The organism is Pseudooceanicola batsensis HTCC2597 (assembly GCF_000152725.1).
Taxonomy (GTDB): Bacteria; Pseudomonadota; Alphaproteobacteria; order Rhodobacterales; family Rhodobacteraceae; genus Pseudooceanicola; species Pseudooceanicola batsensis.
In genome coordinates this window covers 639,767-663,836 of the sequence record NZ_CH724131.1, presented here as the reverse complement: position 1 = coordinate 663,836, position 24,070 = coordinate 639,767, and the positions used below count along the sequence as shown (strand labels likewise).

23 protein-coding genes and 2 tRNA genes are annotated in these 24,070 nt (G+C 67.6%); 12 read left to right on the top strand and 13 right to left on the bottom strand.

The features are described from left to right. Nucleotides 1-55 precede the first annotated feature (55 nt). The 4 genes from OB2597_RS07335 to OB2597_RS07320 form a co-directional block, all read right to left on the bottom strand. Nucleotides 56-1,096 (bottom strand): sensor histidine kinase, encoded by a 1,041-nt coding sequence (locus OB2597_RS07335; protein WP_009804905.1) that lies wholly within the window; start codon nt 1,094-1,096, stop codon nt 56-58. A 303-nt stretch (nt 1,097-1,399) separates the two neighbouring features. Then, complete coding sequence (locus OB2597_RS07330) at nt 1,400-1,930, bottom strand: gamma carbonic anhydrase family protein (protein ID WP_009804904.1); 531 nt, start codon at nt 1,928-1,930, stop codon at nt 1,400-1,402. Then, nucleotides 1,927-2,580, bottom strand: coding sequence for a guanylate kinase (gmk, locus tag OB2597_RS07325; protein ID WP_040609588.1), 654 nt, complete (start codon nt 2,578-2,580; stop codon nt 1,927-1,929). The genes OB2597_RS07330 and gmk overlap by 4 nt, the downstream gene beginning before the upstream one ends. Nucleotides 2,581-2,665: 85 nt before the next feature. Then, complete coding sequence (locus OB2597_RS07320; RefSeq protein WP_009804902.1) at nt 2,666-3,556, bottom strand: YicC/YloC family endoribonuclease; 891 nt, start codon at nt 3,554-3,556, stop codon at nt 2,666-2,668. Between the two features lie 244 nt (nt 3,557-3,800). On the opposite strand from OB2597_RS07320, the gene OB2597_RS07315 reads away from it, so the two are divergent. Beyond that, nucleotides 3,801-4,496 carry a PAS domain-containing protein gene (locus OB2597_RS07315; protein ID WP_009804901.1) on the top strand — a complete coding sequence of 232 codons (696 nt, stop codon included), beginning with the start codon at nt 3,801-3,803 and terminating at the stop codon, nt 4,494-4,496. Between the two features lie 47 nt (nt 4,497-4,543). Here OB2597_RS07315 and OB2597_RS07310 read toward each other — a convergent pair whose 3' ends face one another. Beyond that, the gene (locus OB2597_RS07310; RefSeq protein WP_009804900.1) at nt 4,544-5,911 is read right to left on the bottom strand and encodes a class II 3-deoxy-7-phosphoheptulonate synthase; all 1,368 of its coding nucleotides are present in this window, start codon (nt 5,909-5,911) and stop codon (nt 4,544-4,546) included. A gap of 168 nt (nt 5,912-6,079) precedes the next feature. Between OB2597_RS07310 and OB2597_RS07305 the strand changes: the two genes are divergently transcribed. Then, a complete protein-coding gene (locus OB2597_RS07305; protein ID WP_009804899.1) occupies nt 6,080-7,054 on the top strand; it encodes a GlxA family transcriptional regulator in 975 nt (324 codons plus the stop codon). Between the two features lie 34 nt (nt 7,055-7,088). Here the strand turns inward: OB2597_RS07305 and OB2597_RS07300 are convergent, their stop codons facing one another. Then, nucleotides 7,089-8,192 (bottom strand): PA0069 family radical SAM protein, encoded by a 1,104-nt coding sequence (locus OB2597_RS07300; protein ID WP_009804898.1) that lies wholly within the window; start codon nt 8,190-8,192, stop codon nt 7,089-7,091. Between the two features lie 213 nt (nt 8,193-8,405). On the opposite strand from OB2597_RS07300, the gene OB2597_RS07295 reads away from it, so the two are divergent. Genes OB2597_RS07295 through OB2597_RS07285 form a run of 3 tightly spaced genes read left to right on the top strand, consistent with a single transcriptional unit; the run spans nt 8,406 to nt 10,267 of the window. Next, nucleotides 8,406-9,110, top strand: coding sequence for a corrinoid protein (locus OB2597_RS07295; protein WP_009804897.1), 705 nt, complete (start codon nt 8,406-8,408; stop codon nt 9,108-9,110). Between the two features lie 24 nt (nt 9,111-9,134). Then, nucleotides 9,135-9,767 (top strand): DUF1638 domain-containing protein, encoded by a 633-nt coding sequence (locus OB2597_RS07290; RefSeq protein ID WP_009804896.1) that lies wholly within the window; start codon nt 9,135-9,137, stop codon nt 9,765-9,767. After that, nucleotides 9,764-10,267, top strand: coding sequence for a hypothetical protein (locus tag OB2597_RS07285; protein ID WP_009804895.1), 504 nt, complete (start codon nt 9,764-9,766; stop codon nt 10,265-10,267). The genes OB2597_RS07290 and OB2597_RS07285 overlap by 4 nt, the downstream gene beginning before the upstream one ends. Before the next feature lie 43 nt (nt 10,268-10,310). On the opposite strand, the gene OB2597_RS07280 is transcribed toward OB2597_RS07285, so the two are convergent. Beyond that, nucleotides 10,311-10,718, bottom strand: a complete 408-nt coding sequence (locus tag OB2597_RS07280; RefSeq protein WP_009804894.1) for a SufE family protein — start codon at nt 10,716-10,718, stop codon at nt 10,311-10,313. Nucleotides 10,719-10,840: 122 nt separating this feature from the next. Here OB2597_RS07280 and OB2597_RS07275 point away from each other — a divergent pair, with 122 nt between their 5' ends. Continuing rightward, complete coding sequence (locus tag OB2597_RS07275; RefSeq protein ID WP_009804893.1) at nt 10,841-11,335, top strand: lipoprotein; 495 nt, start codon at nt 10,841-10,843, stop codon at nt 11,333-11,335. Here OB2597_RS07275 and rnd read toward each other — a convergent pair. The 4 genes from rnd to OB2597_RS07255 form a co-directional block, all read right to left on the bottom strand. Next, the gene (rnd, locus tag OB2597_RS07270) at nt 11,332-12,489 is read right to left on the bottom strand and encodes a ribonuclease D (protein ID WP_009804892.1); all 1,158 of its coding nucleotides are present in this window, start codon (nt 12,487-12,489) and stop codon (nt 11,332-11,334) included. The two genes, OB2597_RS07275 and rnd, sit on opposite strands and share 4 nt — an antisense overlap. 85 nt (nt 12,490-12,574) lie before the next feature. Continuing rightward, nucleotides 12,575-13,171, bottom strand: coding sequence for a phosphoribosylglycinamide formyltransferase (purN, locus tag OB2597_RS07265; RefSeq protein WP_009804891.1), 597 nt, complete (start codon nt 13,169-13,171; stop codon nt 12,575-12,577). After that, the gene (gene purM / locus OB2597_RS07260) at nt 13,168-14,235 is read right to left on the bottom strand and encodes a phosphoribosylformylglycinamidine cyclo-ligase (RefSeq protein WP_009804890.1); all 1,068 of its coding nucleotides are present in this window, start codon (nt 14,233-14,235) and stop codon (nt 13,168-13,170) included. Before purM ends, purN begins: the two co-directional genes overlap by 4 nt. Before the next feature lie 62 nt (nt 14,236-14,297). Further along, a complete protein-coding gene (locus tag OB2597_RS07255; RefSeq protein ID WP_009804889.1) occupies nt 14,298-15,140 on the bottom strand; it encodes an MBL fold metallo-hydrolase in 843 nt (280 codons plus the stop codon). A 171-nt stretch (nt 15,141-15,311) separates the two neighbouring features. Here OB2597_RS07255 and OB2597_RS07250 point away from each other — a divergent pair. The 3 genes from OB2597_RS07250 to OB2597_RS07240 all read left to right on the top strand — a co-directional run bounded on the left by OB2597_RS07250 (nt 15,312) and on the right by OB2597_RS07240 (nt 17,989). Further along, a tRNA-Ile gene (locus tag OB2597_RS07250) sits at nt 15,312-15,387 on the top strand. Between the two features lie 29 nt (nt 15,388-15,416). Beyond that, nucleotides 15,417-16,427: a ligase-associated DNA damage response exonuclease gene (locus OB2597_RS07245; RefSeq protein WP_009804888.1), complete on the top strand. Its 1,011-nt coding sequence runs from the start codon at nt 15,417-15,419 to the stop codon at nt 16,425-16,427. Beyond that, entirely contained in the window at nt 16,424-17,989 is a 1,566-nt protein-coding gene (locus OB2597_RS07240) for a cisplatin damage response ATP-dependent DNA ligase (protein ID WP_009804887.1), read from the top strand. Before OB2597_RS07245 ends, OB2597_RS07240 begins: the two co-directional genes overlap by 4 nt. On the opposite strand, the gene OB2597_RS07235 is transcribed toward OB2597_RS07240, so the two are convergent. Continuing rightward, complete coding sequence (locus OB2597_RS07235; RefSeq protein ID WP_009804886.1) at nt 17,986-19,278, bottom strand: ATP-binding protein; 1,293 nt, start codon at nt 19,276-19,278, stop codon at nt 17,986-17,988. The two genes, OB2597_RS07240 and OB2597_RS07235, sit on opposite strands and share 4 nt — an antisense overlap. Before the next feature lie 51 nt (nt 19,279-19,329). Here OB2597_RS07235 and OB2597_RS07230 point away from each other — a divergent pair, with 51 nt between their 5' ends. Together OB2597_RS07230 and OB2597_RS07225 are read left to right on the top strand one after the other, a co-directional pair. Then, nucleotides 19,330-20,280 (top strand): MBL fold metallo-hydrolase, encoded by a 951-nt coding sequence (locus OB2597_RS07230; RefSeq protein WP_009804885.1) that lies wholly within the window; start codon nt 19,330-19,332, stop codon nt 20,278-20,280. A gap of 62 nt (nt 20,281-20,342) precedes the next feature. Then, nucleotides 20,343-20,417 (top strand) — tRNA-Asn (locus OB2597_RS07225). Between the two features lie 236 nt (nt 20,418-20,653). On the opposite strand, the gene OB2597_RS07220 is transcribed toward OB2597_RS07225, so the two are convergent. After that, complete coding sequence (locus OB2597_RS07220) at nt 20,654-21,526, bottom strand: NAD(P)-dependent oxidoreductase (RefSeq protein WP_009804884.1); 873 nt, start codon at nt 21,524-21,526, stop codon at nt 20,654-20,656. Between the two features lie 74 nt (nt 21,527-21,600). Between OB2597_RS07220 and OB2597_RS07215 the strand changes: the two genes are divergently transcribed. Further along, nucleotides 21,601-24,066, top strand: coding sequence for a penicillin acylase family protein (locus OB2597_RS07215; RefSeq protein WP_086000843.1), 2,466 nt, complete (start codon nt 21,601-21,603; stop codon nt 24,064-24,066). Nucleotides 24,067-24,070: the final 4 nt, after the last annotated feature.

Below are 24,070 nucleotides of genomic sequence, written 5' to 3'. Positions count from 1 at the left end.
CACCGGGCCGGGCCGCGGCCCCTTGCTGACAGGGCTTGCCGCGCCCCGCAGCGGTTCATTCGTGGGGAAGCGTCACGATGAACCTGCACCCCTGCCCCGGTTCGCTCTCGATCCGCAGCCTGCCGCGGTGGCGGTTCACGATATGCTTCACGATGGCCAGTCCGAGGCCGGTGCCGCCCATTTCCCGCGATCTGTGCGAATCGACTCGGTAGAAGCGTTCGGTGAGTCGCGGGATGTGGATCTCCTCGATTCCCGGCCCGAAATCCCGGACGGTCACCTCAACCCCCGGCCCCCTGAGCGACGGCACCGCCTCGGAGAGGTGGACCGTCACCTCGACCCTCTCGCCCCTGGCACCGTACTTGACCGCGTTCTCGATCAGGTTGGTGAAGACCTGGCGCAACTGGTCCTCGTCGCCCGGCACGTGGATCGGGGTTCCGTCGTCGATCCGCGAAAAGGCGACGCCGGCCTCGGCGGCGAGGGGTTCCAGTGACTTCTGCACCGATTCGAGGATGGCGACGATGTCGACCCGTGTGACCGGCCGCACCCGCTCCTCGGCCTCGACCCGGCTGAGCGAGAGCAGATCGCGCACCAGCCGCTCCATCCGGTGCGCCTCGCGGTCCATGATCCCGAGGAAGCGCTGCTGGGCTGCGGGGTCCTTGCTGGCCGGGCCGCGCAGCGTCTCGATGAAGCCCAGTAGCGCGGTCAGCGGCGTTCGCAGTTCATGGCTGACATTGGCCACGAAATCGCGCCGCATCTGCCCGGCCTGCTCGACCGGCGTGATGTCGTCGAAACAGACCAGCACCCCTTCGCCCGCGCTGAAATCGATGTAGGAGGCGGTGACGCTGTAGGTCAGGTCACGCCCGCTCTGACTGGTGAGGTGCCGGGCGCGGTGCGTCTTGCGGTCGCCGAGGCAGTGCTCGACCGCGTCGAGCACCGCGGGATGCCGGATCGCGGTGATGAAGTGGCGTCCGACGATTCCCGACCCCAGCAGGGTCTTGGCCTCGGAATTCGCCGCGAGGATCCGCTCCCCCCGGCCGATCAGGACCGAAGCGAGAGGAATGGCCTGAAGGAGCTGGGTCAGAAAGGCTTCGGTCATCTTCGTCCCGTGAAATGCCGCCAAGCCTTAGCCGCACAGCGCGGGCCGTGTAAAGCGACGGCCCCGCCTGCCGACGCGCGACGGCGGGCCGGACCCGGGCGACCCCCTGCAAACCTGCGCCGCGAAAACCGACAAGGGACGTGCGTCGCAATCCGCCGGTGCCGTGACGCGCCCAACCACCGCCCTCCTCGGGCTCGACCCCGGGGATCTCCGACCTGCTGTCGAACGGAGAGGCACAGGACCCTCGGGTCGCGCCCGAGGATGGACGCACGGCGGCTGACGGCCGCCGGCCCCGCCGCTGCCTCAGCCCATCGGCGTCAGGCCGTCGCGAAAGCGGCGCATGTTCTCCTGGTAGTGCAGGGCCGAAGTCTCCAGCCGCTGCGCCCATTCCGGACCGAGTTCCCGCACCACCTTGCCCGGGCTGCCCAACACCATCGAGTTGTCGGGGATTTCCTTGCCTTCGGTGATCAGGGCTCCGGCGCCGATCAGGCAGTTCCTGCCGATGACGGCATTGTTGAGGATCGTCGCCCCCATTCCGATCAGCGTGTTGTCACCGATGGTACAGCCGTGCAGCATCGCCTTGTGCCCGATGGTGCAGTTGCGTCCGACGGTCAGCGGACACCCGATGTCGGTATGCATCACGGTGTTTTCCTGCACGTTGGAGCCCTGCCCGATGCGGATAGGTTCGTTGTCGCCGCGCAGGGTCGATCCGAACCAGACGGATGTGGCGCTTTCCAGGATCACCCGGCCGATCACGTTGGCATCCGGAGCGACCCAGAAGTCGCCGTCCTCGGGCAGTTCGGGGCTCAGACCGTCGAGCGAATAGAGCGTCATTGCGTCTCCTCGAATTCCATCTGCAGCTTGCGGACGTGGTCCGTCAGCCGCGGTTGCTGCGTCCGGCGCAGGCGCGACGCGGTCAGGATGGCGCGGAGCCTGGCCTCGGTGTCGTCCAGGTTGTCGTTCACAAGGACGAAATCGTAGGCATCCCAGTGGCTGATCTCGTCCCAGCTCTTGCGCATCCGGCCGGCGATGACCTCGGGGCTGTCCTGCCCGCGCTCTTTCAGGCGCCTGTGCAACTCGGTGATCGAGGGCGGCAGCAGGAAGATCGACAGCGTATGCTGCCCGAGCGACGAGTTGCGGATCTGCTGTGCCCCCTGCCAGTCGATATCGAAGAGCACGTCCTGCCCGGCCTGCGTCGCTTCCTCGACCGCCGCCTTGGGCGAGCCGTAGAAATTGCCGAAGACATGGGCGTGTTCCAGCATTCCGCCGTCGGCCACCAGGGCCTTGAACGCGGATTCCGACAGGAAGTGGTAATCCTGCCCGTCGACCTCTCCGGGGCGCGGCGGACGCGTGGTGGCCGAGACCGAAAAGCAGATCGTTTCGTCCCAGTCGCGCAATCGCCGGGCCAGGGTCGATTTGCCCGCGCCCGAGGGCGAGGAGAGGATGATCAGCAGCCCGCGCCGCTCGTTCGATGGTCCTGCCATGTCCTCTCCCTGGTCGCAGCGGAGCCCCTTGCCCATGCCGGTCAAGCAACTGGCAAATTTCACGCCCGCTTGCAAGCCGGGCGGGTCATTCGAGGTTCTGAACCTGCTCGCGCATCTGCTCGATCACCGCCTTGAGATCGAGGCCGACGGCGGTCAGATCCGCGTTCTGCGACTTGGAACACAGGGTATTGGCTTCGCGGTTGAATTCCTGCGCGAGGAAGTCGAGCTTGCGGCCCGCGGGTCCGCCGCTCTCCAGGATGCCGCGCGCGGCGGCGACATGGGCCGTCAGCCGGTCGAGTTCCTCGGTCACGTCCGCCTTGACGGCGATCAGCGCCAGCTCCTGTTCCAGCCGCTGCTGGTCCACCGCGACATCCGCCTCCAGCACGCGACGCAGCTGCGCCTGCAGCGCCTCCTGCATGGCTTCGCGGCGCGTCCCGAGGACGGCGCCGGCCTGCGCCACCAGGTCCTCGATCCGGGCGAGCTGATCGGTGAGAAGCCGCGCCAGCGCCGCCCCCTCGCCCTCGCGCATCGCGACGAAGGCGCGGGCGAGCGTGTCGAAATCGGCCAGAAGGGCCTCGGTCAGCGCTTCGGCGTCCTCCTCGACGGCCGCGGTCTCGAGCACGCCGCGCTGCGACAGGATATCCGCCGCGCGGGAGGGGGCGAGGCTCAGCCCCTGCTGCATCGCCCGGTCCTCGACCTGCGCCATGGCGATCAGCACCTGATCGAGGGCGGCGGGGTTCACGGCCAGCGCCGCCGTCTCCTCGCTCCGCGTGACGCGCAGGCCGAGGGTCACGTTCCCGCGCGCGATCCTCTTTCCGAGACGCGCCTTGAGCGCGGCATCCAGCCCCGGCAGCCAATCGGGCAGCCGGACGCGGACATCCAGCCCCCGTGCGTTCACCGACCTCAGGTCCCAGACCCAGGAATAGGCGCCGTGATGCCCCTGCGCCGAGGCGAATCCCGTCATGGATTGATGCATCTGCCCTGCCCTTGCCCTGTCTCTGCCCTGCCTGCGCCAGACCTAGCGGCGGCGCCCCGCGAAATCCAGTCCGTTACGCTCCGTCACTCGGCTCCTGCGCGGTGCGTTAACTAATCGTTCAGAAATTTGACCGATTACGGCGGGAGTATCGCATCTTCACAGATGAGTAAGCACGATCACGCCTTCTGATACGTCCGCGGGGGCAGGACGAGAGGGCAATCCGCAGATTCACGGGACTGCCTCTATGCCGATTGAAAGAAACAAGGACCGCAAGGTCGTCGATTTGACCGGATTCGCCTGCGCCGCGCGGCTTCAGCCGCTGCGCGAGGTCGAAGCCTACTGGCAGGCGGCCCGGGCCGGCCGTCTGGTGCCCCGCCGGTCCGACATGGACCCGCACGGGCTCCGCGCCGCGCTGGAGCACACCTTCGTCCTGGAACGCATCGCGACGGGGTTGGGACGGGTGCGCATCGCCGGGTCGCAGCTGACCGCCCTGATGGGAATGGAGATCCGCGGGATGCCGCTGAGCGCCATCATCACCGCCGAGACGCGCGCCCAGATGGCCGCGACACTGGAAGAGGTGTTTTCGGCCCCCGCCACGGCCGAGCTCGACCTGCGCGCCCAGAGCGGGATCGGCAAGCCGCACCTGAGCGCCCGGATGATCCTTCTGCCGCTGAAGAGCGATCTGGGCGACATCTCGCGCGTGCTCGGCTGCCTTGTCACGCATGGCGCGGTCGGACGGGCGCCGCGGCGGTTCGAGATCGCCGGCCGGCATGTCGTGCCGCTTCTCGGGGGCACGCGTCCGCCTGCGGAACGATCGGTCCGCGAACGACCCGTGGCCGCGCCGGCCCCGGCGGCCGGGGGCATGGCGGAAGAGACCGCCGCCTTCGATCCCGGACCGCGCCCCTACCTCAGGATCGTCCGGACCCGAGTGCCAGACTGATCGTTTCGGACGCGGCCGCCCGCCGGCGCGCGGCTGCGTTGCGCGACCTATCCGGCCTTGGCCAGACGCTCGCGGTGCAGGTTGGTCAGCTGTTCGGCCACGAGAAACGCCAGTTCCAGCGACTGCGACGCGTTCAGGCGCGGGTCACAGGCGGTGTGATAGCGGTCCTTGAGATCCTCGTAGGAAACCTCTTTCAGACCGCCGACGCATTCCGTCACGTCCAGACCGGTCATCTCGAAGTGCACGCCGCCGGGGATCGTGCCCTCGTCGCGATGGGTGGCGAAGAATTCCTGCACCTCGCTGAGCACGGCGTCGAAGGGCCGGGTCTTGTAGCCGGTGTTCGACTTGATCGTGTTGCCGTGCATCGGGTCGCAGACCCAGACGACATTGGCGCCCTCCTTGCGGACGGTGTCGATCAGGCGCGGCAGGTGCTCGCCGACCTTGCCCGCTCCGAACCGCGAAATCAGCGTCAGGCGGCCCATCTCGTTCCCGGGGTTGAGCTTGGCCATGAGCGTCCTGAGATCGTCGGGCGTCATCGAGGGGCCGCATTTCAGGCCGATCGGGTTCTGCACGCCCCGTGCGAATTCGACATGCGCGCCGTCGGGCTGGCGGGTCCTGTCGCCGATCCAGATCATGTGACCCGAGCCGGCAAGCCATTGGCCGGTGGTCGAATCCACGCGGGTCAGCGCCTCTTCGTATTCCAGCAGCAGCGCCTCGTGCGAGGTGTAGAAATCCACCTGCCGCAGCGCGTGCTGCCGTTCCGAGTTCACACCGGCGGCGCGGATGAAGTCGAGCGTGTCCGAGATCCGGTTCGCCATGTCGCGGAAGCGTTCGGCCTCGTCCGACTCGGTGAAGCCCAGGGTCCAGCGGTGCACCTCGTTCACGTCGGCATAGCCGCCGGTCGAGAAGGCGCGCAGCAGGTTCAGCGTCGCGGCGGCCTGGGTATAGGCCTGCAGCATCTTGGCCGGATCGGGGATCCGCGCCTCGGGCGTGAAGTCGAGCTCGTTGATGATGTCGCCGCGGTAGGACGGCAGTTCCACGCCCTCAACGGTTTCCGTCGGGGCCGAGCGCGGCTTGGCGAACTGGCCCGCCATGCGGCCGATCTTGACCACCGGGACCTTGGCCCCGAAGGTCAGCACCATCGCCATCTGCAACATGACCTTGAAGGTGTCGCGGATCGCATCTGCCGAGAACTGGTCGAAGGCCTCGGCGCAGTCGCCGCCCTGCAGCACGAAAGCCTCGCCCCGCCCGGCCTGTCCGAGCGCCTCTTTCAGGCGCCGCGCCTCGCCGGCAAAGACGAGCGGAGGATAGTTGGACAGCTTGCCCTCGACCGTTTCCAGCGCCGTCGCATCGGGATAGTCGGGCATCTGGATCCGGGGTTTGTTGCGCCAGTCGCGTTTGGTCCAGCCGGTCATCTGTCGGTCCTCCACCGGTAATCAGGTTCGCTGGGTTATAAACAGACAGGGCCGGTTCCGCCACCGCCAATCGGGCCGGCGCGGCAGGGAATGCGGCATTGGGCACTTGTGCGGCGCAAAGGCCCGTGACAGGGTTTTCGCCAAGCCCACGGGCCGGCCCTGTCAGGAATGCGCATGACCGAAAAACCGAGCCACTTCGTCTTTGTTCTGCTTCACAATTTCTCCCTGCTGTCGTTCTCGTCGGCGCTGGAATGCCTGCGCATCGCCAACCGCATGGCGGGACGGCAGATCTTCACCTGGGAAGTGCAGTCGGAAACCGGCGATACCGTCACGTGTTCCGCCGGAACGATCTTCGCCTCGGAGACCCGCCTGGGCGAGCTGAGCCGCGATGACACGGTCGTCATCTGCGCCGGTCTCAACGTACAGGAGGCCACGACCAAGCCGGTGCTCAACTGGCTGCGGCGCGAGGCGCGCAAGGGGCTGCGGATCGGCGGGCTCTGCACCGGGGCCTATACCCTCGCCTGTGCCGGCCTTCTCGACGGCAAGCGGGCCACCATCCACTGGGAGAACCACGACAGTTTCGCCGAGGAGTTCGAGGATGTGAAGCTGACCAAGTCGGTCTTCACCGTCGACGGGCTGCGGATGACCACTGCGGGCGGAACCTCGTCAATCGACCTGATGCTGAAACTGATCGCGGACCAGCACGGCGAGGAACTGGCCAATTCCGTTGCCGATCAGCTGATCTATTCCTCGATCCGGACCGATCAGGACACGCAGCGCCTTTCGGTGCCGACCCGGATCGGGGTGCGGCATCCCAAGCTGAGCCAGGTGATCCAGATGATGGAGCGGCATATCGAAGAGCCGATTTCGCCGGCGGTCCTGGCGCGGGACGTGGGCATGTCGACCCGGCAGCTGGAACGGCTGTTCCGCCGCTACCTCAACCGGTCGCCCAAGCGGTATTACATGGAGTTGCGGCTGCAAAAGGCACGCAACCTGCTGATGCAGACCGACATGAGCGTGATCAACGTGGCGCTGGCCTGCGGCTTCTCTTCGCCGTCGCATTTCTCGAAATGCTACCGGGCGCAGTACGAAACCACGCCGTATCGCGAACGCGGCTCGCACGCGGCGCGGCTGTCCGTGTAGCGCAACTCCGCCCGCCCGGGACGGTGCGGCGGGGTCAGTCGAACAGGCCGAGTTGATCGCCGACGCGCGGCGGGTGGCGGAAGAGATCGGTGCGCAGAGGCGGCATCCTCTCGTCCAGGCCGACCCGCCGGCGCGCCGCCTCGAACCGGGCGGCGATCATTCGGGCATAGACGCCTTCGCCGCGCATCCGCCTGCCCCACTGGGCCTCGTACAGCTTGCCGCCATGCATCTCGCGCAGGCGGTTCAGGATCTTGTCGGCGCGGTCGGGCCAGGCCTCGCGCAGCCAGGTCTCGACCAGCGGCGCGACCTCTTGCGGCAGGCGCAGCATGATCCAGCTCGCGCCGCGCGCGCCCGCGTCGCGCCCCGCCTCGAGGATCGCCTCGACCTCGGTGTCGGTCAGGCCGGGCACGATCGGCGAGGCCATCAGCCGGACCGGCACCCCTGCCTCGGCCAGCGCGCGGATCACGGCAAGCCGCTTGGCGGGCGGCGGCACCCGCGGCTCCATCCGGCGGGCGATATCGGGCGACAGGGTGGTGACGGACACGCCGACCGAGGCCAGCCCCTGCGCCGCCATGTCCGAGAGGATGTCCAGATCCCTCAGGATGCCCGTGCCCTTGGTGACGATGGCCACTGGATGGCGATAGTCGCGCAGCACCTCGAGGCAGGCGCGCGTCAGTTCGAGCTTGTGTTCGGCCGGCTGGTAGGGATCGGTGTTGGTGCCGATGGCGATGGTGGCGGGCGCGTATCTGCGGGACCGCAATTCGCGTTCGAGAACCTCGGCCGCGTTCACCCGCGCGGTCAGGCGGGTCTCGAAGTCCAGCCCCGGCGAAAGGCCGAGGTAGGCGTGGGTCGGGCGGGCGAAGCAGTAGACGCAGCCGTGTTCGCAGCCCCTGTAGACGTTGATCGAACGATCGAAGGGCAAATCCGGCGACCGGTTGTAGGTGATCAGGCTGCGGGCTGTCTCGGGGCGGACTTCGGTCCGGATCTGCGCGACCTCGTCGGGGAGATCCCAGCCGTCGTCGACAGCCACCCGGTCCGCCGTCTCGTACCGGCCGGGCTGGTTGGTGGACGCCCCGCGCCCGCGCCGCGCATCGGCGTCGATCGCATGTCCATCTGTCAGGGGGCGCAGCTCTGCCATGCCTCCTACATGGAACATTAAGAGAACATTGGCAAGATACGGGGGGCGAAGATCAGCCTAACCAATGATCAAGATGAAGATTTTTCGCATTCGCCTTGGGGCCAAAACGCCCTAAGGTCGGAACATCGCGATCTGGTGTCGCAATCGGACCCGCCGAGCCGCGGCAAAACGGCCATGGGTTCGGTAGATCACCGCCCGTACCGAGGTAGGCACATGTCGGAAGAAGAAGACGAAATCATCCTGTCGGAGCTGAACGACGACGAACTGGTCGAACAGATGTTCGACGACCTCTACGACGGTCTGAAGGACGAGATCGAGGAAGGCGTGAACATCCTGCTCGAACGCGGATGGCAGCCCTATGACATCCTGACCAAGGCGCTGGTGGGTGGGATGACCATCGTCGGCAACGACTTCCGCGACGGGATCCTCTTCGTCCCCGAGGTGCTGCTGGCCGCCAACGCGATGAAGGGTGGCATGGGCATTCTCAAGCCGCTGCTGATCGAGACCGACGCCCCCCGCATGGGCAAGATGGTCATCGGCACCGTCAAGGGCGACATCCACGACATCGGCAAGAACCTGGTGGCGATGATGATGGAAGGCGCCGGATTCGAGGTGGTGGATCTGGGCATCAACAACGCGGTCGAGGCCTACATGGAGGCGATCGAGACCGAGGGGCCGGACATCCTGGGCATGTCGGCGCTGCTGACGACGACGATGCCCTACATGAAGGTTGTCATCGACACGCTGAAGGAACAGGGGATCCGCGACGACTATATCGTCCTGGTGGGCGGCGCGCCCCTGAACGAGGAATTCGGCCGCGCGATCGGCGCCGACGCCTACTGCCGCGATGCCGCCGTCGCGGTCGAGACGGCCAAGCTGATGGTGGCCCGCAAGCACAACCAGGGCGTAGCAAGCTGACGCCCCTGGCCCGTCGGAGGCCGGATGGAGACGCCAAGCGACCAGCAACTCACCGATGACGGCCTCGTCGCGACCGGACGGGGCCGTATCCTCGTGCTCGCCTGCGGCGCGCTGGCGCGCGAGATCCTGGCGCTGATCGAGGCGAACGGCTGGTCGCACGTCGATCTGCACTGCCTGCCGGCCATCCTGCACAACTACCCCGCGAAGATCACCGGCGCCGTGCAAGAGGCCGTCGCCCGGCGCAGGACAGCGTACGAAAAGGTCTTCGTCGCCTATGCCGACTGCGGCACCGGGGGCGATCTGGCGCAAGCCTGCGCCGACATGGGGGTCGAGATGATCCAGGGCCCGCATTGCTACGCCTTCTTCGACGGGCTGGCGCGCTTCGCGGCACGGGACGAGATCTTTGCCTTCTATCTCACCGACTTCCTGACCCGACAGTTCGATACCTTCGTCTGGCGCGGGCTCGGGATCGACCGGCATCCCGAACTGCTGCCGATGTATTTCGGCCACTACCGCAAGCTCGTCTATCTGGCCCAGACCGACGATCCCGATCTGACCGCCAAGGCACAGGCCGCGGCGGACCGGCTGGGGCTGGCGTTCGAACGGCGCTACACGGGCTACGGGGATCTGGCCACGGCGCTCGAGGCGGCGATTTGATCCCCTCGCTGGAAGAGGACTGCAGCAGATGCGCGGCGCTCTGTTGCCTGTCGCTGGCCTTCGACAGGGGCGAGGATTTCGCCTTCGACAAACCGGCGGGCACCCCCTGCCCCAACCTGCGCGGTCACGCCTGCGGCATCCATGACCGGTTGCGGCCGGAGGGGTTCGCGGGCTGCGTCCGCTATTCCTGCGGCGGAGCCGGCCAGCGTGTCGTGCAGGAGATCTTCGCCGGTCAGAGCTGGCGCGACGATCCGGCGCTGGTGGCGCCGATGATGGAGGCCTTTCGCGGCATGCGGGCGGTTCAGGACTGTCTCGCCCTGCTGAGCGCGGCCGCCGGGCTGCCGCTGGAGCACCGCGACCGCGAGACGCTGGACCAGCTCACCGCAACCCTGATGCCCGAGGCGCTGGATTTCGACGCGGTGCGGTTCTTTCCGGGCTCGGACCGGGAGGCCGAGATCGGGTCCTTCGTCAAGAGCCTGCGGCGTTACGTGCGGAGATAGCGGGCCCGGGCGGTCAGAGGGGCCGCGCGGGCGGTCCGACCGGTCATTCTGCCGCCGAAACCTCGCGGATACGCCCGATCATCGCGCGCAGTCCATTCGATCGCTGGGCCGACAGGTGATCCTGAAGCCCGAGCCGTCCAAGCTCGGCCTGCGCATCGACCGACCGCACCTGACCGGCGGGAAGATCGTTGTAGAGCGATTTCAGCACCGCGATCAGGCCGCGCACGATCATCGCGTCGCTGTCACCGTCGAACCGGAACCTGCCGTCCTGCGTGGTCGGATAGAGCCAGACCTGGCTCGCGCATCCCTCGACCTTGTTGGCCGGGACCTTGAGCGCGTCGTCCAGCGGCGCCATCGCCTTGCCCAGGTCGATGACATGCCGGTACCGGTCTTCCCAGTCCTCGAGAAACTCGAAATCCTCGACGATTTCTTCGAATGCGGGTTGTGCCATGGGCGCTCTCCTCGGCTTTGAAGGGGAGGTAAGGGGTCATCCCGGTCATGTCCAGACGCGGGAACGGCTTTTCAACCGCGCGCCAATGCGTTACCCAAACCCAAGTCGAACGAGGTCAGGACATGCGCAAGACACTTCCCCTATTGCTGATTGCGGCTTTGGTTCTGACCAGCTGCGGACGCATCCGCGACAGCCGCATCAACCCCTTCAACTGGTTCGGCCGGGCCGAAGCGACCGAGATCGAAGGCACGGCCCGCAATCCGCTGATTCCGCGGCGGAGGGGTTTCAGCATCCGCGACACGGAAGACAACCGGACACCGATCGCACAGATCACCGGCCTCACGGTCGAACGCCTGCCGGGCGGGGCCATCGTGCAGGTCACGGGCGTTTCGGCGCGTCAGGGCGCCTACAACGTGGCGCTCGAGCCGGTCGAAGGGGTCGAGGTTCCCCCCGACACGCGGCGCTATGTGCTGGTGGCGGATCAGCGGGTCAATCCGGTCGGAACGACCCTGTCCCGGACGGTCACCGCCGCCACGAAGCTTACCGATCAGGAGCTGGAGGAGCTGCGGCAGATCGAGGTCGTCGGCGGCCAGAACGTTCTGACCACCCGGCGCTAAAGCTCCACGATCTCGACGCGGCCCTTGCGCGCGGCAAGCCCGACCTCGCCCTCGCACAACCGCAACGCATCCTCGCCGAAGACCTCGTGACGCCAGCCGTGCAGCGCGGGCAGGTCGCGTTTGCCGGCCGAAAGCGCGTCGAGCTCGGAGGTGGCCGCGATCAGGCGCGGCGCGACGCCGGCCCCGTCCGCCTTGGCCTTGAGAAGCACGCGCAGCAGATCGGCGAGCGCCGGGTCCACCTGCAGCTTGTCGTTGCTGCGGTCGGGCTTGGGCATCTCGTCCTGCGGCATCTCGAGCCCTGCCTTGACGGCCGCGAGTATGCCCTCGGCGATCTCGCCCTTGCGGGCCTCGCGCAGCAGCAGACGCGACCGGGACAGATCCTTGATGTCCGTCGGCTTGGTCGAGGCCAGTTCCGTCAACGCATCGTCCTTGAAGACGCGGTTCCGGGGCACGTTGTTGCGCTGCGCATAGGATTCGCGGAATTCGGCCAGCGTCTTGACCAGCGCGAGGAAACGGGGCGAGCTGGTGCGCGTGCGGACCCGCTGCCAGGCTTCCTCGGGGCGGACGATGTAGGTTTCGGGCGAGGTGAGGATGCCCAGTTCCTCTTCGACCCAGGCCTCGCGTTTCTGGCGGCGCAGCTTGTCGGCGAGGTATTCGTAGATCTTGCGCAGATGCGTCACGTCCGCCAGGGCGTATTTCTTCTGCGCCTCGGTCAGCGGACGCCGCGACCAGTCGGTGAAGCGGCTGGACTTGTCCAGCTGCTGCTTCGCGATCCGCTTGACCAGCGTCTCGTATCCCACCTGTTCGCCGAAGCCGCAGACCATGGCGGCGATCTGGGTGTCGAACAGGGGCTGCGGGATGACGCCGGCGTCGACGTAGAAGATCTCGAGATCCTGGCGCGCGGCGTGAAAGACCTTCACGACCGCCTGGTTCCGGAACAGCTCGTACAGCGGGGCGAGGTCGAGGTTTCCCGAGAGAGGGTCGATCAGGACCGCGTTCTCGTCATCCTCGCCGGGCATGGCCATCTGGATCAGGCAGAGCTGGGAATAATAGGTGCGTTCCCGGAGGAATTCGGTATCGACGGTGACGTAATCGCAGCTGGCCGCCTCGTTGCAGAATGCGGCGAGATCTTCGGTCGTGGTGATGGTTCGCATAAGGTCAGGTTCGTCCTGAAAGGTGGCGCGGTCGGCGCGGGATTGGGCCGGTATAGGGCATTCACGGAGGCTTGAAAAGCGGCGCTCAGGCGGTCGTAAGGTCAAGTCGGGACCGGTCTCCCTCCGCAAAGCGGCGGAGCACCATCGGATAGAGCCGGTGCTCCTGTTCCAGGACCCGGGCGGCCAGCGTCGCGGGCGTGTCATCGGCGCGCAGCGGCACCCGCGCCTGCCCCAGGATCGGCCCGCCGTCGAGTTCTGCCGTGACCTCGTGAACCGTGCAGCCGGCCTCGGTATCGGCCGCCGCGATGGCGCGGGCATGGGTGTCGAGGCCGCGGTATTTCGGCAAGAGCGACGGATGGATGTTCAGCATCCGGCCCGCATAGCGGGCGGTGAAGCCCTCGGTCAGCACCCGCATGAAACCGGCGAGGCAGAGGATGTCGGGCGCGGCGGCGTCGATCACTCGGATCAGTTCGGCCTCGAAGGCCGGTCGGTCGCCCTTGTGGGGGCGGTGATCCACGACGGCGGTCGGCACGCCCAGATCGGCGGCCCGTGCCAGCCCCCCGGCACCGGCCGAATTGGCGATGACCAGAACGGGGCGCGCCGGGTGGTCGCCGGTCATGCTTTCCACCAGCCGGACCATGTTCGATCCGCCGCCCGAGATCAGGATGACGACCCGTTTCAAGCCCCGCCGTCTCCCAGGGCGTTGGCATAGCGGATATCCGCGCCCTCGACGACCGTTCCGATGACGCGCGCGGCCGCGGCCTGTTGCTCGTCCAGCGCCGCGCGCACCGCCTCCCAGCGGTCGGCCGCGACGACCAGCACCATGCCGACGCCGCAATTGAAGGTGCGCAGCATCTCGGCATCCTCGATCCCGCCGGTCTCGGCCAGCCAGGAGAAGACGGAGGGATAGGCGAAGGCGGCGAGGTCGATCTCGGCGCCCAACCCCTCGGGGAGGACGCGCGGCAGGTTCTCGGTCAGGCCGCCGCCGGTGATATGGGCCAGCGCACGGACGCCGCCGGCGCGGATGGCACAGAGCGCGTCGGCCACGTAGATCCGGGTCGGGGTCAGCAGATCCTCGGCCACGGTGGTTTCACGCTCGCACCAAGGTGCGCGGTCGGTCCATGACAGCGCGCCGTGATCGACGATCCGGCGCACCAGCGAATAGCCGTTGGAATGCACGCCCGCCGAGGGCAGACCGACGAGGAGATCGCCCGCCTGCACGCCTTCGGGCAGCGCCCGGCCCCGTTCCATCGCCCCGACAGCAAAGCCGGCCAGGTCGAAATCGCCCTCGGGATACATGCCCGGCATCTCGGCCGTCTCGCCGCCGATCAGCGCGCAATTCGCGATCTCGCAGCCCCAGGCGATTCCCTCGATCACCTGCGCGGCGTGATCGACCGAGAGCTTGCCGGTGGCGAAATAATCCAGGAAGAACAGCGGCTCGGCGCCCTGGCAGACCAGATCGTTGACGCACATCGCGACAAGATCCTGCCCGACCGTGCCGACCAGGCCGGTGTCGATGGCGATCCGCAGCTTGGTGCCCACACCGTCCGTCGCGGCGACGAGAATCGGGTCGTCATACCCCGCGGCCTTCAGGTCGAAGAGCGCGCCGAAGCCGCCCAGACCCGCCATCGAACCCTGGCGCGCGGTCCGCTTGGCGGCGGGTTTGATCCGTTCGACAAGGTCGTTTCCGGCGTCGATATCCACGCCGGCATCGGCATAGGTCATCCCGTTGGTCTTGTCGCTCATCTGGGCCTCCGGCTGGTTTGGCTTCCGATAGACCAGACGGGCCGCGCTGTCCACGGGCGCCGCTACAGCGGGGCGAGGCGATAGCCGATCGGCGCCCGTTCCACGCGCCAGGGGCCCGGACGCGGCACATGCGGACCGAGGATCGGTGTGCCGTCATTAGCCAACTGCTCGAACAGCCTTTTGCGCGTGGCGCGCGCGGCCGCACGATCGACATCGAAGAGCACCCCCCAGTCGGGTTCGGCCATCTGAAAGGCCGCGGCATGGATGGTGTCGCCCCAGATCAGCAGCGTCTCTCCCCCGTCGCTCAGCCGGATCCCGCTGTGCCCCGGCGTATGACCGGGCAAGGGGAGCATGGTGATGCCCGGCGCGATCTCGGTCTCGCCCGCGACGTCGTGCCGGCGGTCCGCATAGGGCCGGCAGGCATGGCGCGTCAGATCGAACGAGGCACGCTCGCGCCCGCCCGTTCGGGTGGCGGCATAGGGCGCATCGCCAAAGAAATGGTCCCAGTCCCCGGCACCGGAAAATAGTTCGGCGTTCGGAAAGCGCGCTTTGCCCGCGGCATCCGCCATCTGCCCCACGTGATCCACGTGCAGATGGGTCATCGCCAGCCGCGTGACCCCGGCCGGGTCGATGCCGGCCGCGGCGAGACTGTCGAGATAGGCGCCGGTGGTGTCGGCATAGCCGTCGGGCGCCCCCGCATCCACCAGGGTGATCTCGCCGCCGTGGCGCAGGGCAAAGCCGTGGATGGGAACCTCGACCGTCTCGCCGTCATAGTCTTCGCCCGCCTGGCGCGCCGCCGCCGCCGCGCGGTCGGCCTCGTAATCGGGAAACAGCGCATTCGGCGCCCGGCCGTGACCATCGACCAGCGTGATCACCTCGATATCTCCGACCCGGTAATGCATCATTCCTCCGTCCTGTCGGCGGTCAGGATAGCGGGAGGACCGGTGAGGGTCCAGAAACCAGCCCCGCCCCGCATCCGCCCCGCCCTGGCGGAAAGATCACACTGCCGGGCCGCGCCGGGGCGCGTGGCGGCCGTGCTTGACCGGTTCCCCGCGATTGCCTAATCACGAGGCGGCGGGCCTGTAGCTCAACGGTTAGAGCAGAGCGCTCATAACGCTTTGGTTGCAGGTTCGAATCCTGCCGGGCCTACCAATCGCGCCGGTCCCCGCTAATTTCCCGGAATGCGGTTCGAAGATCTTCTCCACCCCACGGAGCAGGGGCTCTATTGCCCGCCCGGGGATTTCCATATCGACCCGGTCGCACCCGTGCCACGCGCACTGATCACCCATGGCCATGCCGATCACGCCCGTCCCGGACACGGCGCCGTCATGGCCACCCCCGAGACGCTGGACATCATGGCGCTGCGGTATGGCGAGGAATTCACCCGCGCACGCCAGCCCGCCGGACCCGAGCGGACCGAAGTGGGTGGCGTGGGCGTGACCTTCCGGCCGGCGGGTCATGTCCTGGGGTCGGCTCAGATCGGGCTGGAGTACCGGGGCGTCCGGATCACCGTCTCGGGCGACTACTGCCGCCATTCCAATCCGGTCTGCCCCCCGTGGGAGCCCCTGCCCTGCGATGTCTTCGTGACCGAGGCCACCTTCGGCCTGCCGGTCTTCACCCATCCCGATCCGATGGAGGAGATCGGCAAGCTCCTGGCCTCGCTCGAGACCTTTCCCGACCGGGCGCACATGGTCGGGGCCTATGCGCTCGGCAAGGCGCAGCGGGTGATTGCGCTGATCCGCGCCGCCGGATGGGACAGGCCGATCTATCTCCACGGCGCCCTGACCGCGCTCTGCGATTACCACGTCGCGCAGGGGATCGACCTTGGCGCGTTGCGGCCGGCGACGGACAGCGGGGTGCAAAAGGCGGACTATGCGGGCGAGATCGTGCTCGCCCCGCCCTCGGCCTTCAACGCCCCATGGATCCGGCGGTTTCCCGATCCGCTGATCGGCTTCGCCTCGGGCTGGATGCAGATCCGCAACCGGGCCAAGGCGCGCGGGGTGGAACTGCCGCTCGTCGTGTCGGACCATGTCGACTGGCCCGATCTGACCCGCACGGTGGAAGAGCTGAACCCCCAGGAAACCTGGATCACCCACGGGCGCGAGGACGCGCTGATGCGCTGGTGCGAGATGACCCAGCGGCGCGGGCGCCCGCTGCGGCTGGTGGGCTACGAGGACGAGGCGCCGGAATGAGGGCCTTTGCGGACCTGCTCGAACGGCTGGCCTTCACGCCGGCGCGAAACGGCAAGCTGACCCTCCTGACCGACTTCTTCGCGGCCCGGCCCGATCCGGAACGCGGCTACGGGCTGGCAGCGCTGACCGGGGACCTCGGGTTGCGGCAGGTGACGCCTTCGCTGCTGCGCGGACTGGTGGCGGAACGCGTGGACGAGACGCTTTTCGCCCTGTCCTACGATTTCGTCGGGGACCTGGCCGAGACCATCGCGCTGATCTGGCCCGAACCCGAGACCCCGGCTTCGCCGTCCCTGCCCGGCCTGGTCGAGGAACTGCAATCCACCGGGCGCGCGGCCCTGCCCGGCGTGGTTGCCGGACGGCTGGACGAGATGACGGCCAGCGAACGCTATGCCTATCTCAAGCTGGCCACCGGCGGGATGCGCGTGGGCGTCTCAGCGCGTCTGGCGCGGCTCGCCGTGGCGCAGTTCGGCGATCTTCCCGTCACCGAGATCGAAGAGCTCTGGCACGGGCTCGCGCCGCCCTACGCCTCGCTCTTCGCCTGGGCCGAGGGGGGCGAGAAGCAGGTCGCGGCCGCGCTCGCCCCGTTCCGGCCGGTGATGCTGTCGACGCCGACCGATCTAGAGGCGCTGCGCGATCTGTCGCCCTCGGACTACGTGGCGGAATGGAAATGGGATGGCATCCGCGTGCAGGCGGTGTCCGACGGCGGTGTCCGCAGGCTCTATTCCCGCACGGGCGAGGACATCTCACCGGCCTTCCCCGACGTGATCGAGGCCTTGGATTTCGAGGGCACACTGGACGGGGAACTGCTGGTCCGCCGGGGCGACGCCGTCGCGCCCTTCGGCGATCTTCAGAAGCGGCTGAATCGCAAGACCGCTCCGAAAACCCTGCTCGCGAGCCACCCGGCTGCCTTGCGCATATACGATATTCTGATCGATGCAGGGCAAGATATCCGCTCCCTGCCTTTCACAGACCGGCGAAACCGGTTGGAACATCTGTCTGCCGGGTTCGACCCGTCCCGCCTCGATCTCTCCCCCCTCCTCGCCTTCGAAAGCTGGGACGACATCGCGGCGCTGCGGGCAGATCCGCCCGACCCGGTGATCGAGGGGGTGATGATCAAGCATCGCGACAGCCCCTATCTGGCCGGACGAATCCGCGGCCACTGGTTCAAGTGGAAGCGCGACCCGATGCTGATCGACGCGGTGCTGATGACCGCGCAACGGGGGCACGGCAAGCGATCGGGATATTACTCGGACTACGGGTTCGGCGTGTGGGACGGAGACCAGCTCGTCCCCGTCGGCAAGGCCTATTTCGGCTTCACCGACGAAGAACTGAAGGAGCTGGACCGCTTCGTCCGTCAGAACACCACCGATCGTTTCGGACCGGTCCGCGCGGTGGCGCCGAAACTGGTGCTTGAGATCGCCTTCGAGGGGCTGAACCGGTCGAAGCGGCACAAGTCCGGCGTCGCCATGCGGTTTCCCCGGATCGCCCGCATACGGCGCGACAAGCCCGCCGCCGAGGCGGACCGGCTGGAGACGCTTCGCGAGATGCTGCCGCCGGACTAGCGGGCCAGCACGATATCGGCCTGCAACCCGCCGAGCCGTCCGGATTCGCCCAGCCGCAGCACACCGCCATGGGTGCGGGCGATGTCTGTTGCGATGGCAAGGCCCAGCCCGACGCCCGACACCCGGTTCTGGTTCCGCCCCGGCTCCAGCCGCGCGAAGGGGCGCGTGGCGTCCTCGCGCTGCTCGGGCGGAATGCCGGGTCCGTCGTCCTCGACCCGGATACGCAGCGCCTTTTCCGACAACTGCACCGAGACCTCGGCGCGCGAGCCATATCGCACGGCGTTCGAGATCAGGTTCTCCAGCGCCCGCCGCATCGCGCCGGGTCGCAGCAGGATCCGGCCCTCTCCCGTCGCCTCGACCAGCCGGACAACCGCGCCCCCCCGCGCGGCATCCTCGACAATGCCCCGCACCATGGCAACGGGGTCGCATTTCTCGACCTTCTCGGCGGCCGCACCACGGGCGAAGTCCAGGAATTCGTCGATCATGCGCTGCATTTCCTGCACGTCGCGCTCCAGCGGTTCCCTCTCTTCGTCCTCGAGCATCGAGAGGCCGAGTTTCAGCCGTGTCAGCGGCGTCCGAAGATCGTGGCTCACCCCCGAAAGCATCAGGGTCCGCTGTTCGATCTGCCGCTCGATCCGGTTCCGCATGGCCAGGAAGGCGGCTCCGGCCGCCCTCACCTCGGCCGCGCCGGCCGGTCTGTAGGGGACGGCATGACCCTTGCCGAACGCCTCGGCCGCGGTGGCGAGGCGGGTGATCGGCCGCAGCTGGTTGCGCAGGTAGACATAGGCGACAAGGGTCATAAGCGCGCCGAAGAACATCATGTTCACCAAGAGCTGATGCGGGTTCGAGGCCGAAACCTGCGCCCGCGGAAAGGTCATGCGCACCGCCTCGTCCCCGTCGATCATGTAGACCCGCACGACATAGTCATCCGGCAATTCGACGGCCCGGATCTGCGGCACCCTTTCGCGCAGTACCGAAATCACCGTCACGCCGGAGAGATCGTACCAGCGCCGCTGATTCCGGACGGGAACGCCGCTGAGCGGAACCTCCCGAACCGCGATCTGCAGGCTTTGGGCCAGTTCGGCCCGACGCTCCGGCTCGGCCGCCGCGACTAGGGTCAGTTCGTCGCTGATGGTCGCGGTCATCTGGGTGGTCACACCTTCGAAATGGCGCTGGATGAAGACCACCGAGACGACAAGCTGAATGCAGACCACGGGAAGGATCAGGATCAGGGCCGCCCGGCCATAGATCCCGCGCGGCACATAGCGTTTGAGCCAGGCGAAACTCATGGATAGGGTACCTCTCGTCGTCCTTTGGCGACAGAAACACAGGACACGCCCATGCGCCACCCCGATGACTTCGCCCCCTTGCCCGGCCAGCCCGAGGAGATCGCACCGGGGATTCGACGCATCCTCTGCGACAATCCCTCGGCCTTCACCTTCAGGGGGACGAACACCTACCTCGTCGGCAAGGGCTCGGGCATCGCGGTGATCGACCCCGGCCCTCTCGACGTGCATCACCAGGCGGCGATCGAGGCTGCCCTCGCACCGGGAGAGCGGATCACCCATATCTTCGTCACCCATGCCCATGCGGATCACGCGCCCCTGGCGCGCTACCTCGCCCGCTCGACCGGCGCCCCGGTCCTGGCCCATGGCGACGCCGAGACCGGTCGGTCCGAGGTCATGCGCCGGCTCGCCGCGCAGGGCGGTCTCGGCGGCGGCGAAGGCGTGGATGCCGATTTCGCCCCGGACCGGCGCCTGGCGCATGACGAGATCGTCGAGGGCGACGGCTGGCGCATCCGGGCGCTCTGGACGCCGGGCCACCAGTGCAATCACATGAGCTTTGACCTGGCCTTCGAGGGCGAATCCTTCGGCACCGTGTTCTGCGGCGACCACGTGATGGCCTGGTCGACCTCGATCGTCTCGCCCCCCGACGGCGACCTGACGCAGTTCATGGAGAGCTGCGCCCTGCTGCGCGAGCGTCCGGCGCGCGTGTACTATCCCGGCCACGGGCCGGAGCTGACCGCCCCCCACGACCGTCTCGACTGGCTCGTCGCGCACCGTCGCACGCGGGAGGAGGGGATTCTTCGCGCCCTGGCCGAAGGCCCGGCCGACGCGCAGCTGATCGCGCGGCGTGTCTACACCGACATCGCGGCACATCTGCTGCCGGCCGCGGAACGCAACGTCCTGGCGCATCTCATTGACCTTGCGTCAAAAAAGCTCGTCATCCCCGAGGGCGATCTGGCCGCGGACGCCGTCTTCCGGCCGGTCGGGGGCCAGACGGGAAAATAACGGAGTTATGTCGACTTCCCTCTGGACGCGTGGAATCGGTGTTGCTATACGCCGCTTCGTGTTCCGGCGTAGCTCAGCGGTAGAGCAGTTGACTGTTAATCAATTGGTCGTAGGTTCGATCCCTACCGCCGGAGCCAAAATTCCAGCAAGCTACTGAATGACCACGGAGATCACGCCGTTGCACGCGCTGTCCCCGGGGAGGCGCCTGCCAAACGGGAAGGTAGGCGAGCGCCAGGTGCGGCCATCTTCGACGAGATGCGTGCCGGCGAGGTCCTCTGGCGCGGAACCTTGGTCGAAACCGCATACTCCGAGCCGCCGCTTTCCCGAGAGACACCGCCGGCCCGTGACCCTGCACCTGCCGCGCAGGGGCGCCTCATTGGTCCCGTGTCAGGCGTTTCAGCAGAGACGACGTGTCCCATCGGCCGCCGCCCATGCGCTGAACGTCCTTGTAGAACTGATCGACCAGCGCTGTGACGGGGAGCGAGGCGCCGATCTCGTCGGCGGTGTCGAGGCAGATGCCAAGGTCCTTGCGCATCCAGTCCACCGCGAAGCCGTGGTCGTACTCGTCCGCCAGCATGGTCTTGTGGCGGTTGACCATCTGCCACGAGCCGGCGGCCCCCTGCGAGATCACCTCGACCACCTTCTCGCCGTCCATGCCGCTCTTCTGGGCGAAATGCAGCGCCTCGGAGAGGCCCTGGACCAGGCCGGCGATGGCGATCTGGTTGCACATCTTGGTGATCTGGCCCGCGCCCGTCTCTCCCAGGCGGCGGCAGATCTTGGAATAGGCGCCGATGATCGGCTCGGCGCGGGCGAATGCGCCCTCCTCGCCGCCGCACATGACCGAGAGCTGCCCGTTCTCGGCCCCCGCCTGCCCGCCCGAGATCGGGGCGTCGACAAAGCCGAGGCCGCGTTCGGCGGCGATGGCGGCAAGATCGCGGGTGACCATGGCCGAGACGGTGGTGTGATCGACCAGGACCGCGCCCTCCTCCATGCCGGCGAAGGCACCGTCGGCGCCGGTGCAGACCGCGCGCAGGTCGTCGTCGTTGCCGACGCAGGTCATCACGAATTCGGCACCTTTCGCCGCCTCGCGCGGGGTCGCGGCCGAAGTGCCGCCATGCTCTTCGACCCAGGCCTCGGCCTTGGCGGCCGTGCGGTTGTAGACCCGCACCGAATGGCCGGCCGCCCGGAGGTGTCCGGCCATCGGATAGCCCATCACGCCCAGGCCCAGAAATGCAACGTCTGCCATGGTCTTTTCCCCTCTTCCGGCTTGCCCTATAGGTTGTGGCGGGCAGCCGTATCAAAGACAAGAGGTCAGGCATGTTGGGCAAGGTGTTTCTGTGGCTGTTCCGGATCGCCACGGGTCTTGTCGTTCTGATCGTGGCGGTCACCGTCCTGGTCTACTGGTTCGCCTCGCGATCCCTGCCCGATTACGACAAGACGCTGATCGTGCAAGGCATTTCCGCCCCGGTCGAGATCGTGCGCGACAGCGCCAACGTGCCGCACATCTTCGGCGACCGGGACGAGGACGTGCTGTACGGGCTGGGCTATGCCCATGCGCAGGACCGCCTGTGGCAGATGCTGACCATGCGGTGGACGGTGCAGGGCCGCCTGTCCGAGGTCTTCGGGGCACGGACGCTCGACATCGACAAGCTGCTGCGCCGGTTCGACCTCTACGGCGTGGCGCGCGAGGCGGTCGAGGTGCAGGATGCCGAGACGATGTCGAAGCTGCGGGCCTATGCGGCCGGGGTGAACGCGCGGCTGGACGAAATCAACACCTCGGCACTCGGCCGCGGGGCGCCCGAGCTATTCATCTTCAACGCGCCGGTCGCGCCCTGGACGCCGGCCGACAGCGTGGCGATGGTCAAGCTGATGGCGCTGCAACTGTCCGGACACCTGCCGAACGAGGTGATGCGCGCCCGGACCTCGCTCGCCCTGCCCGACCCGGACCGACTGTCGGACATCATGCCCGATGCGCCCGGCCAGGGGATCGCCGCCCTGCCCGAATACTCGGCCCTCTTTCCCGGCCTGCCGCGCTATGCGAAAGGGCGCGGCCTGCCGGACCATCCGCTCTCGCCCGTCCGCGCCACGGCCCTGGCCGGGGCCTCCAACGCCTATGCCGCGGCGCCCTCGCGCTCGGCCGCCGGGGGCACGCTGCTGGCCAACGATCCGCATCTGGGCTTTTCCGCGCCGGCGATCTGGTATCTCGCCCGGCTCGAGCTGACCTCGGGCGGCGTGATCGGCGGCACGATCCCGGGGATCCCCTCGGTGCTGACCGGACGCTCGGAACGGCTGGGCTGGGGGCTGACCTCGTCCTACCTGGACGATCAGGACGTGCATATCGAACAGCTCAATCCCGAGAACACGCAGGAATACCGCACGCCCGACGGGTTCAAGGAATTCGAGAAGCGCGGATCGATCATCCGGGTGAAGGATGCCGAGCCGGTGACCATCACGCTGCGCTGGACGGACAACGGGCCGGTGCTATCGGGCCAGAACTACGATCTCGAAACGGTGACGCCGCCGAACCACGTCGCCACCCTGTCCTGGACCGCGCTCGAGGCCGACGACCGGACCATCGGCGCCGGCATCCGCCTGATGTCGGCGGGCAGCGTGGACGAAGCGATCGCGATCCTCGAGGACTTCTCGGCCCCCAGCCAGAACATCACCCTTGCCGACCGCGAGACGATCGCGATGAAGACCGTCGGCCGGATGCCCGCCCGCGACCCGGAGCACCGGTCGCAAGGGCGTCTGCCGACGCAGGGTTGGCTGCAGGAAAACCGCTGGCAGGGCTATCTGCCCTATGCCGACAACCCTGAATTCCGCGCCCCGCAGGGCGGCATCCTGGGCAACACCAACAACAAGGTGGTGGATCGCCCGTTTCCGCAGCACGTCAGCTATCTCTGGGGCGACACGCAGCGGGTGCATCGCTGGCGGCGGCTGATGCAGTCGCGGCAGGTCCACACGCGCGACAGTTTCATCGAGGCGCAGCTCGACACCGTCAGCTTCACCGCGCGCTCGCTGCTGCCGCTCATCGGGCGCGACCTGTGGTTCACCGGCGAGGCCGCGCCGGACGGCACGCCCCAGCGGCTGCGGCAACGCGCGCTGGAGCTGCTGGCCGAGTGGAACGGGGAGATGAACGAACACCTCCCCGAGCCGCTGATCTACTCGGCCTGGCTGCGGGCGCTGCAGATGCGGCTGATCCAGGACGACCTCGGACCGCTCGCGGCCGAGTTCGAGCATGTGGAGCCGGTCTTCATAGAACGGGTGTTCCGTGACATCGACGGCGCCGGCGCCTGGTGCGACATCCGCCAGTCGAGCCCGGTGGAAACCTGTTCCGACATCGCCCGCATGGCACTGGACGACGCGCTGATCTGGATCGGCGAGACATACGGAACCGCCCTGGAAAGCCTCAGATGGGGCGATGCGCACCAGGCCACCCACGATCACCAGATCCTGGGCGAGGTTCCGCTGCTGCGGCATTTCGTGAACATCCGGCAGTCGACCAGCGGCGGCGACAACACGCTGCTGCGGGGGCGGACCAAGGGCAGCCTGCCCGACCCGTTCCTGAACGTGCATGGCGCCGGCTATCGCGGGGTCTACGATTTCGCCGATCCGAACTCCTCGGTCTTCGTGACCTCGACCGGGCAGTCGGGACATTTCCTGTCGCAGCACTACGATGATCTGGCACAGCTCTGGCGGCGGGGCGAATACGTTCCGATGTCGCTGGATGCGGAACTGGCGCGCGCCGCGAACGAAGGGATCACCGTGCTGCGCCCGGCGCAGTGAACCG

Excerpts from the sequence above, each read along its gene's own strand:
- OB2597_RS07335 (WP_009804905.1), bottom strand. The coding sequence starts at position 1,096 with ATGACCGAAGCCTTTCTGACCCAGCTCCTTCAGGCCATTCCTCTCGCT.
- OB2597_RS07330 (WP_009804904.1), bottom strand. The coding sequence starts at position 1,930 with ATGACGCTCTATTCGCTCGACGGTCTGAGCCCCGAACTGCCCGAGGAC.
- gmk (WP_040609588.1), bottom strand. The coding sequence starts at position 2,580 with ATGGCAGGACCATCGAACGAGCGGCGCGGGCTGCTGATCATCCTCTCC.
- OB2597_RS07320 (WP_009804902.1), bottom strand. The coding sequence starts at position 3,556 with ATGCATCAATCCATGACGGGATTCGCCTCGGCGCAGGGGCATCACGGC.
- OB2597_RS07315 (WP_009804901.1), top strand. The coding sequence starts at position 3,801 with ATGCCGATTGAAAGAAACAAGGACCGCAAGGTCGTCGATTTGACCGGA.
- OB2597_RS07310 (WP_009804900.1), bottom strand. The coding sequence starts at position 5,911 with ATGACCGGCTGGACCAAACGCGACTGGCGCAACAAACCCCGGATCCAG.
- OB2597_RS07305 (WP_009804899.1), top strand. The coding sequence starts at position 6,080 with ATGCGCATGACCGAAAAACCGAGCCACTTCGTCTTTGTTCTGCTTCAC.
- OB2597_RS07300 (WP_009804898.1), bottom strand. The coding sequence starts at position 8,192 with ATGGCAGAGCTGCGCCCCCTGACAGATGGACATGCGATCGACGCCGAT.
- OB2597_RS07295 (WP_009804897.1), top strand. The coding sequence starts at position 8,406 with ATGTCGGAAGAAGAAGACGAAATCATCCTGTCGGAGCTGAACGACGAC.
- OB2597_RS07290 (WP_009804896.1), top strand. The coding sequence starts at position 9,135 with ATGGAGACGCCAAGCGACCAGCAACTCACCGATGACGGCCTCGTCGCG.
- OB2597_RS07280 (WP_009804894.1), bottom strand. The coding sequence starts at position 10,718 with ATGGCACAACCCGCATTCGAAGAAATCGTCGAGGATTTCGAGTTTCTC.
- OB2597_RS07275 (WP_009804893.1), top strand. The coding sequence starts at position 10,841 with ATGCGCAAGACACTTCCCCTATTGCTGATTGCGGCTTTGGTTCTGACC.
- rnd (WP_009804892.1), bottom strand. The coding sequence starts at position 12,489 with ATGCGAACCATCACCACGACCGAAGATCTCGCCGCATTCTGCAACGAG.
- purM (WP_009804890.1), bottom strand. The coding sequence starts at position 14,235 with ATGAGCGACAAGACCAACGGGATGACCTATGCCGATGCCGGCGTGGAT.
- OB2597_RS07255 (WP_009804889.1), bottom strand. The coding sequence starts at position 15,140 with ATGATGCATTACCGGGTCGGAGATATCGAGGTGATCACGCTGGTCGAT.
- OB2597_RS07245 (WP_009804888.1), top strand. The coding sequence starts at position 15,417 with ATGCGGTTCGAAGATCTTCTCCACCCCACGGAGCAGGGGCTCTATTGC.
- OB2597_RS07240 (WP_009804887.1), top strand. The coding sequence starts at position 16,424 with ATGAGGGCCTTTGCGGACCTGCTCGAACGGCTGGCCTTCACGCCGGCG.
- OB2597_RS07235 (WP_009804886.1), bottom strand. The coding sequence starts at position 19,278 with ATGAGTTTCGCCTGGCTCAAACGCTATGTGCCGCGCGGGATCTATGGC.
- OB2597_RS07230 (WP_009804885.1), top strand. The coding sequence starts at position 19,330 with ATGCGCCACCCCGATGACTTCGCCCCCTTGCCCGGCCAGCCCGAGGAG.
- OB2597_RS07220 (WP_009804884.1), bottom strand. The coding sequence starts at position 21,526 with ATGGCAGACGTTGCATTTCTGGGCCTGGGCGTGATGGGCTATCCGATG.